The organism is Streptomyces sp. NRRL S-118 (assembly GCF_000716335.1).
GTDB lineage: Bacteria > Actinomycetota > Actinomycetes > Streptomycetales > Streptomycetaceae > Streptomyces.
Genome location: NZ_KL591002.1, coordinates 937 through 6323 on the forward strand (window position 1 = coordinate 937; position 5387 = coordinate 6323).

Consider the following 5387-nt stretch of genomic DNA (forward strand, 5'->3'; position numbering starts at 1 on the left):
AGCCTGACGCTTTGACGACAACTCCTAGCGCGACCCGACACAGCAGACCAAAGAGAAGAGTTCCAGATGAAACAACGGGCTAAAACGACCTCTAAGGACCGCGGGGGCGGGCGGGGGAGATTGAGCTGGTACAAGGGCCTGGGCCGCCGACACCACACCGTGAACGCGCCAGAGTTGAGGCAAAACCAGCCAGAAAGTGGATCAGGCTGCGGAGTCCCTCCCTCTGGCAGATAGCTTCCAGAGGCAGATTTCGAACACCTGCATCAATAAACGTGCCTTCGGGGGGTGGCACAAACGCCTCCCCCTCACTGCTCCTGTGCAGCACAAGGCGTAAAGCACTTGACAGATTGGACAGGCGTGAACTTGAAGAGGACCCGTGCCGCCCGCGGCCTGATCGTAGGTGCCGCCATCCTCGGCCTCGCCGGGGCGGCCCCCGCCTTCGCGGAGGGCTCACGTACGACCTACATTTCGAAGTGGACGGCGGGCGGGGAGTCGAGCAGATGGACTGATAACAACCGGGATTCTGTCAGCACGTCGGTCGGCTTCAGTGGTTGTACCACCGACGGCTGGGACGGGTTCAAGGCAGCCGGCCTCATCCTTCACAAGGACGTCTTCGGCCCCGACCCGAGCAAGGGTTTCAAGACCAACTACTGCAACCGGGTCTACTGGGGCGACGTCGAAGCAGGCAGCTACTATTTCAAGCTCGACGGCTTCACCACCGGCTCCTACCTCTGGGTCAACTCGGTGGGTATCAGCTACTGAGCAAAGCCCATGTTCCGGTGCCCCGCGGCTCATGCTGCGGGGCACCGCCCTGCACAGCACCACCAGCCAAGCTCCCCACAACGGGGCAGCGGAATGCGCGGCATGTCTCTGATATTTGAGGGTCTTTCGTTCCGGTACCGAAAAGGAACGCACGTCTTCTTGGACTTCTCCCTGCATATCGAGGGCCACTCCACAGTGCTCTTGGGCCCGAATGGAGCGGGCAAGTCCACCTTGATAGCGCTGGCGGCATCCCACCTGACACCGTCAGGAGGGCGCGTCGCATGGAGGGATCTCGACGCTTCCAACTGGCGCCAGCGTGCCCAGTACCGTCAGCAGGTTGCCTGGATTCCCCAGCACATCACCCCCGTGCCCGGACTTACGGTTCGCGAGCAGATCGCCTACGCGGGGTGGCTGAAAGGACTATCACGGTCCGATGCCTGGAAGGCATCCGCGCATGCCATCACTCGTGTTGGTCTGCAGGAGCTGGCCGACCGCAAGAGCCACGAGGTATCTGGAGGGCAGCTGCGTCGCATGGGCATCGCCGGAGCCCTCACCCATCGCAGCGAAATCATCCTGATGGATGAACCCACCGCCGGCCTCGACCCCACCCAGCGAGGTGTCTTCCGAAATCTGGTCGCGGAGTTGAGCCAGTCTGTGCACGTCCTCGTGTCGACGCACCAGACAGAGGATCTTGCTGATCTCTACCACGAAGTCGTCGTCCTCGACCGAGGCTCCGTCTGCTTCCAAGGGAGCACCGAGCAGTTCTACGCACTGGCAGGCTCGGCACCGTCACCGCGCGAGCGCGCCGAGGCCGCATACGCGAGCCTTGTCGCCAGGGAGGCCTGACGATGCGTCTGCGTACCCTCGTACGGTCCTCGTCGGCGACCGTTCTGCTCCCCCTTCTGATCGGCTTCATCCTGCTCGCCTTGGGCGACGACCTCACCGCCTGGGTCACACCCCACTACTGGACCTCGGTCACAGGGAGTGCCGCGTTCGCGCTTCCGTTTGTGGCAGCGGCATGCGCCGGCTCCGCCGCTTGGGAGGGGGCTCGACTCGCCAAGGGGCAAGTGTTCGGCCATGCCCCGGTCCGCAACCCTGTGGCCATCACCCTGCCGCTTCTGCTACCCGTTGTCGCCGCAGGCCTCCTCGGCATTCTGGCCGCACTCGTCACCGCAGCCGTCGCGGCCGACGTGTCCTTCGGGCTGCCACAGCCCGGCATCCTCGCGGCAGTGGCCGCCGTGCTGATCGCAAACGCGCTCGTCGGCAGCATCATCGGCCGCATCATGCCCGGCGTCCTGGCAGCCCCTCTCGCCCTCATTGGCAGCTTCGTCGCCACCGCCTACCCTGCCTCGTGGAACGTCCCCTGGCTGCGCCACCTCGTAGGAGGTGGACTCAGCAGTTGCTGCTCCGTCGACACCTCCATCGACGGCAGGGCACTGCTGGGAACCATCGTCTTCACTGCAGGAATATCAGCTGCGGCCCTGATACTCATCCGTTTCCGAGGCAGCGTCATCCCTCTGACCGTCGCTGGAGTATGTTTCGCCGGCAGCCTGACCGGGGCGTGGCTGCTCGTGCGCGACCTCGGATCGGAAGCCGTGCAGGGCCGCGCCACGAGTGAACTCGCCTGTGAGAACACCGGCCGGCACCAGATCTGTCTCTGGCCGGAGGTCGAGAATGCCGCACAAGTCCGCCAGGACACCAGCACAGCAGCCGAGAAGCTGGAGCAGGCCGGTGTGCCAGTCCCCCACACACTCACCATGGCCGCGCGTCCTCAGCCCGGCGCGGCCAAGCTCGGCATTGCACCCGACGCCCGACCCGAGGAGATCCCCGCGGGCATCGCCTCCGGGCTCCTGCCGCAACCTCCCACTTGTGCCCTCAACGGCCGCCCCTACCCTGCCGGAGACGCTGCTGTCCTGATGGAGGCCTGGCTGCAGACAACCGCCGGGACGTCGATGCACACCGTCAAGGCACGTTTTGACCCGGAAACTGTCCGATTGCTGCAGAAGCTACGAGCCCTGTCTCCGAAGCAGCAGCTTGCGTGGTACGAGCGCAACCACCACGCGATGAGCGCCTGCGACACCAAGCCGCAGCTGAACATCCCGGAGAGCCGAGGATGATCTGGTGGTGCAAAGCCCGTGGACTTTCCCTCATCGCGGCATCGACGCTTGGCACAATGTTGACGGGACTTGCCATCGGGAACCTGGAGTTGCCGATTCCCGTGTTGACCGGACAGTCCGGCCAATTCCTGCTTGCACACCTGATGACGCTCATCCCGGCAGCGACACTTTTGTACGGGCTCGGTCGCGGTGATTCCCGCGCCACGAACACCGCGCTACGCAATATTCGTCACTGGGATGCGGCGCTGGGCCTGCTCACGGCCGCCGCAGGAGCCGCCATCGCAGTTGTCTGCTATCTCGCCCTCGATTCCGACCTAGCCGTGATCCTCGGGCGTAATGTCGCAAGCTACGTTGGCCTCGCACTGCTGCTGCATCCATTCCTTGGGTACCAACTCGCCGCAGCCGCGATCGCCGCCGTCCCACTGGTGCTCGCTGCCGGTGGCTGGAGACCGAACGGCACACCAGAAACATGGGCCTGGCTTTTGCACGACGCAGGATCAGCACTCGCGCTACTGTTTATGCTCGTATTCCTCTGCCTCGGCGCCGTCGCCTCAATCGCCCGACCACAGCTACCCCTCCGGCTGCGCACACACTTCTAATCCTGCGTCGCCAATGCGAGGCTCTGGGCGACCGCGTGCAGCGCACGCCGCCTGATCCGTTGGACCTCCCCGCGCTCGCAGCCCGCGCCGCGGCCCTCCCGCGCCGTGTGGCGGCGGTGGAGGCGCTCTGGGACGGCGATACGGTGCACGACTGGTTCGTGCTCCTGGTCGCGGTCCTTGACACTCCAGATGGGGAGGGCCACCTGGCGACCGTCTACCACCGGCCACAACGCGTCGTCGACTTCCCACGGCTTCAGCCGCGCCACCTCGCACCCCTGGATCATCGGTTCCGGAGCGATCCAACCACCTCGGAGATCACTTCGTTAGGGGGTTTTGAATGAGTCCGTGAGAGTCGGGCTACGGCCGCCCGGCTGTCCGTCTTGGCGGGCATGGGCAAGTAACGACGCGTCCGTAACCATTACCCCGATCGGAAGGAACGGCATGGGCATCCTGGGCGACGGGCTCAAGATCCAGCCGGATAGGGTCGGGGCAGCTCGTGCCGGTATGGAGTGTGCGAGTCAGGCCCGGTGCCCAGATGCCTCTGGGGGCAGTACCACCGGGCCGCTCCGCACCCCGTGCTCGCGGGGATGACCCCTACCTGCGCGTGTGGACCGACATCCCACCGGACTGTTCCCCGCGTGTGCGGGGATGGCCCCAGATCCGCCCGTAGCCGACCCCTCGCCGTTACCGTGAAGTGACTCGGCCGCTGGCCTGCCCGCCGCCCCTGGCCCGCGCAGCACTCGTTCTTCGCGGCCTGGAAGCATTCCTCGATCGCCCAGCGCGTCCCGGCGATCCGCACCAGTTCCTGAACCGTGGTCTCCAAGGGGGCGTAAGCGAGGTAGTAGGCGATCTCGTCGGGCTTGCTGATGCTGCGCCGGGCCAGCGCCCACCGCATCCGGTAGGGGACCTCACCCTGGTAGTCGAACTCGGCAACGGCCGGCAGCCGCACCGCCGCCCAGTGGTAGACGCGCGGTCCTTTCGCGCCGTTGCCGCATGAGATCTTCTCCCACGCTTCGTCCGGGGCCTGCGCGAACAGACCCTCGATGCGGGGACAGCCCACGCTGAACTGGGACTTGGGCACGGCCAGCACGTAGCCGATGCCCGACTGTTCCAGCAGCCGCCGGAAGCGACTCTCCTGTCCATAGGCGGAATCCGCGGTGACCCAGGCGATGGGCAGCGGCGAAGCGAGGGCACGCAGCACCATCCGCCGGGCCAGTTCGCCCTTGGTGGCGAACTCCCGGTCGTCGGAGACTCTGGCCGCGCGGCAGCGTTCACGGTCCTCGGCCCAGGACTTGGGCAGGTAGAGCTCGCGGTCGACCAGCGCCCGCCCCTTGACCGAGGCATAGGCGGCGAAGACACCGATCTGGCAGTTCTCGGTGCGGCCGGCGGTCCCGGAGTACTGGCGCTGGACCCCGGCGGAGGTGGTGCCCTTCTTGATGAACCCGGTGTCGTCGATAATGAGGACCCCGCCGTCCTCGCCGAGCTTGTCGGCGACGTATTTCTGCACGTCGTCGCGGACTTCGTCGGACTCCCACTTCGCTCCGGCGAGCAGGTGCTGAAGGCCGTCAGGAGTGGAGTGGCCTGCCTGTTCGGCCAGCTGCCAGCTGTTCTTGCGGGCCACCGGGGCGAGCAGACCGCGTACGTAGTCGCGCATGCGGCGACGGAGTTCGACTCGGCCGAAGCGATGGCCGATGGTCACGAAGAGGTCGTCCAGTTCAAGGTCCCACTGCTCGGCAGCATGCTCGGTGATCACGTGGGGAGGCTGCCCCGCCACTGCCACTACCAGCGACGCTGTCGCACGATCGAGGGGCGGTCTCTTCGAGACCGCCCCTGACCAGCTCCCGTCCCGCTACACTCCAGCCGCCCGGCATCGCCCCAGGTCAGACAGCAAACTCCTGCTGGAGTACTA

5 protein-coding genes and 1 pseudogene are annotated in these 5387 nt (G+C 65.8%); 5 read left to right on the plus strand and 1 reads right to left on the minus strand.

What is annotated here, in order from left to right; all coding sequences use genetic code 11:
* Window positions 1-357 precede the first annotated feature (357 nt).
* From IH00_RS38745 to IH00_RS43795, 5 genes and pseudogenes are all read left to right on the plus strand, one after another.
* Window positions 358-762 (plus strand): hypothetical protein, encoded by a 405-nt coding sequence (locus tag IH00_RS38745; protein WP_031069380.1) that lies wholly within the window; start codon window positions 358-360, stop codon window positions 760-762.
* A 159-nt stretch (window positions 763-921) separates the two neighbouring features.
* Window positions 922-1608 carry an ATP-binding cassette domain-containing protein gene (locus IH00_RS0103410; RefSeq protein WP_324615769.1) on the plus strand — a complete coding sequence of 229 codons (687 nt, stop codon included), beginning with the start codon at window positions 922-924 and terminating at the stop codon, window positions 1606-1608.
* A gap of 2 nt (window positions 1609-1610) precedes the next feature.
* Complete coding sequence (locus tag IH00_RS0103415; protein WP_031069384.1) at window positions 1611-2879, plus strand: DUF7224 domain-containing protein; 1269 nt, start codon at window positions 1611-1613, stop codon at window positions 2877-2879.
* 56 nt (window positions 2880-2935) lie between these two features.
* Entirely contained in the window at window positions 2936-3478 is a 543-nt protein-coding gene (locus tag IH00_RS39810) for a hypothetical protein (RefSeq protein WP_234334756.1), read from the plus strand.
* Window positions 3479-3495: 17 nt separating this feature from the next.
* A pseudogene (locus tag IH00_RS43795) lies at window positions 3496-3702 on the plus strand (hypothetical protein); the annotation flags it as partial.
* Window positions 3703-3941: 239 nt separating this feature from the next.
* Here the strand turns inward: IH00_RS43795 and IH00_RS0103425 are convergent.
* Window positions 3942-5231 (minus strand): IS701 family transposase, encoded by a 1290-nt coding sequence (locus IH00_RS0103425; protein WP_420710855.1) that lies wholly within the window; start codon window positions 5229-5231, stop codon window positions 3942-3944.
* Window positions 5232-5387 lie beyond the last annotated feature (156 nt).